Source organism: Selenomonas sp. oral taxon 126, assembly GCF_001683335.1.
Lineage (GTDB): Bacteria > Bacillota > Negativicutes > Selenomonadales > Selenomonadaceae > Centipeda.
Genome location: NZ_CP016201.1, coordinates 1183593 through 1186118, shown reverse-complemented (window position 1 = coordinate 1186118; position 2526 = coordinate 1183593). Strand labels below are relative to the sequence as shown.

3 protein-coding genes are annotated in these 2526 nt (G+C 56.6%); all 3 read right to left on the bottom strand.

Going from position 1 to position 2526, the window contains the following annotated elements; all coding sequences use genetic code 11:
• A partial coding sequence (locus AXF19_RS15190) for a class I tRNA ligase family protein (protein WP_237141736.1) occupies positions 1-157 on the bottom strand: 157 nt, incomplete at its 3' end.
• A gap of 72 nt (positions 158-229) precedes the next feature.
• Positions 230-1651: an ATP-binding protein gene (locus AXF19_RS05270; protein ID WP_066846020.1), complete on the bottom strand. Its 1422-nt coding sequence runs from the start codon at positions 1649-1651 to the stop codon at positions 230-232.
• A 332-nt stretch (positions 1652-1983) separates the two neighbouring features.
• Positions 1984-2526 (bottom strand): SAM-dependent methyltransferase (locus AXF19_RS05265; protein ID WP_237141705.1); only part of this gene is annotated, 543 nt, incomplete at its 5' end.

Below are 2526 nucleotides of genomic sequence, written 5' to 3'. Positions count from 1 at the left end.
CGTCCGATCCGGTCAGAAAGAACACATCGTAGCCCGCGAGCCGCTTGAACCGTGCAATCGTGTCCGCAACCGTCGTGCAGTAGGCGTGCCCGATGTGCAGCTTCGCGCTCGGGTAATAGATGGGTGTCGTGATGTAAAACGGAGTCTTTTCGCTCATAATAACGCCTCGTTTCGATTTGATGTACTATATAGTAGCACAGTGACGCCGCGCTTTCAATCTATTGCTTCCCTATATCTCCTCTCCGGACACGAGCCGCACATTCTCCTGTGCAGCATCGCGCAGTCGCTCGGTAAAGCCATAGAAGGAAAAGATCATATAGTGATAGTTTCCATGGTATTTCTTTTGCGGAAATTTGTCCTGCAAACGTCTGAGCACGTCAATATCTGCCGGCGCGTGCCGAAATTTACACTCCGCGAGCAGAAACTGCCGCTCCGCCCGATCTGCGGCGACAATGTCGATTTCCTCCGACACACTGTGTTTTTTCCCCTCCACCGTGCGCGTGACCTTCTCCCACCATCGCCCGATCTTGACAAAGTGAAAAGGCAGCTCTCCCGCCTGATTCCGCGCGCGCAGATACTCGATACAGACCTTCTCATAGGTGCGTGAGACGAACTCATGCAGCTGCGGTGCAATGACATGCTGCCAGACCCCCTGCACATCGCCCGCCTCAAGCTCCGAATGGCTGCTGTATAGAAACGCATACCAGAACCTGAAATAGGCGTCCGTCAGCTGATACAGCCCCCGCCCGCTGCCCGCACGCTCCTTCATCGTCGAGAGGATGGAAAACTCGCGCTCGACAATGCCGATCTCCATGAGGTTTTTGAGGTAGACACTGATCTTGCTTTTTTCGAGCTGTGTCTTGCTGTGAATGAGCGCCAGCGTATTGTTGCCGAGCGCGACCGCCTCGATGATGGAGTTGTAGACGCTCGTCTCGCGCAGTTCCTGCCTGAGCAGAAACTCCACCTCACTGTAGAGCACGCAGCCCTTTTGCAGGAGATTCGTGCGGATATTCTCCTCCAACGATTTATCCGGTTGGAATTGAATCAAGTAGTACGGAATCCCGCCCAGAATGGCATAGACCGCGAGGCATTCCTCCTGCGTATACTGCGGGAAAAACTCCCGTATATGCACAAAGGGCAGCGGCAGCAGCTTGTAGATGCCCGTCGCCCTGCCGTACAGTGGATTGCGCTCTGCGAGCAGTTCGTTCTCGATGAAGCTCATCGCACTCCCGCAGAGGATAATCATGACATTGGCGCGGGATAGTTCGTGATCCCAGAGGTTTTGCAGAATGGACGGAAGCGCAGGATGATTCGCACACATATAGGGAAACTCGTCGATGATGAGGAGCTTCTTGCCCGCCGTCGGGATCTCCCGTACACTTGAGAGCGCGGTCTCCCAATCGGGAAACGCATGGAGAAAGCGCGCTGCGGGCATCCCCGTCTGCAGGAGGCGTTTGGAGAAGCGCGCAAGCTGCTCCTGATCCGTGCACTCCGTACAGGCGTAGAACACTGCCTCCTTATCCCGTGCAAACTGCTGCAGCAGCTCTGTCTTCCCGATGCGCCTGCGCCCATAGAGCACGATGAGCTCTGCGCGCGCGGAATCATAGCGCTCCTGCAAAAACTCCAGCTCGCGCGTGCGGCCAATAAACACAAGATCACCTTTTTCTAATTACGATTATAATAATCACGATTAGAAAGATTATATAACACTTGAGGAAAAAGGGCAATACCTGCAATCATTCGGCTCTTTCTCATATGTTACGGAGAATCGGAAACAGATCCGTGCGATGCTCCTAAGCAAACCCTAGTGGAGCAAGCGGAGAAAAGCGTTCGACTCGCCCCCTGCGGATTTCTTTCGTTCAAGCGTAGCGCGTTTAAGAAGTCCGCAGGTATTTAGGCGAACGAGAACGCGACCGCTTGCGTAACTAAGCGTTTGCGTGGAGTGCGCACGGAGTCATTCCGTAACATTTATCATAGAACCAATCATTTCTCCGCCAGCAGCGCCTGATACACCGCCCTGCGCGAGATGCCGAGTTCCTGTGCGGTGCGGCGCATGGCTTCCTTCTTGTCGAGTCCTGCCGCGAGATGAGCCTCGTAGCGTTCGGCAAGGCTCATTTCCTGTGTGTCATCGACAGCCCCAACGTGCGCCTCGTCCGCGCCGGCGACGATGAGGACGAATTCGCCGCGCGGCTCGTTCTCTCTGTAGTATGCGAGGAGTTCGCCGAGGGTCGTGCGACGGAATTCCTCGAACTTCTTCGTCAGCTCACGCGCGGCAGCAGCGGGACGCTCCGCACCGAGCGACCCCACGAGTGTGGAGAGCGTTTCGCGCAGACGGTGCGGCGCCTCGTAGAAGATGAGCGTCTCGGGGTAGGCGGCGACGCGTGCGAGCACTTCCCTGCGCTTCTTCTCCTTGCGCGGGAGGAAACCGACGAAGGTAAAGCCCTCGAGCGGCAGCCCCGCGCAGATGAGCGCGGAGAGCGCCGCGTTCGCGCCCGGCAGCGGCGTGACGGGGAGTCCCTCGGCGAT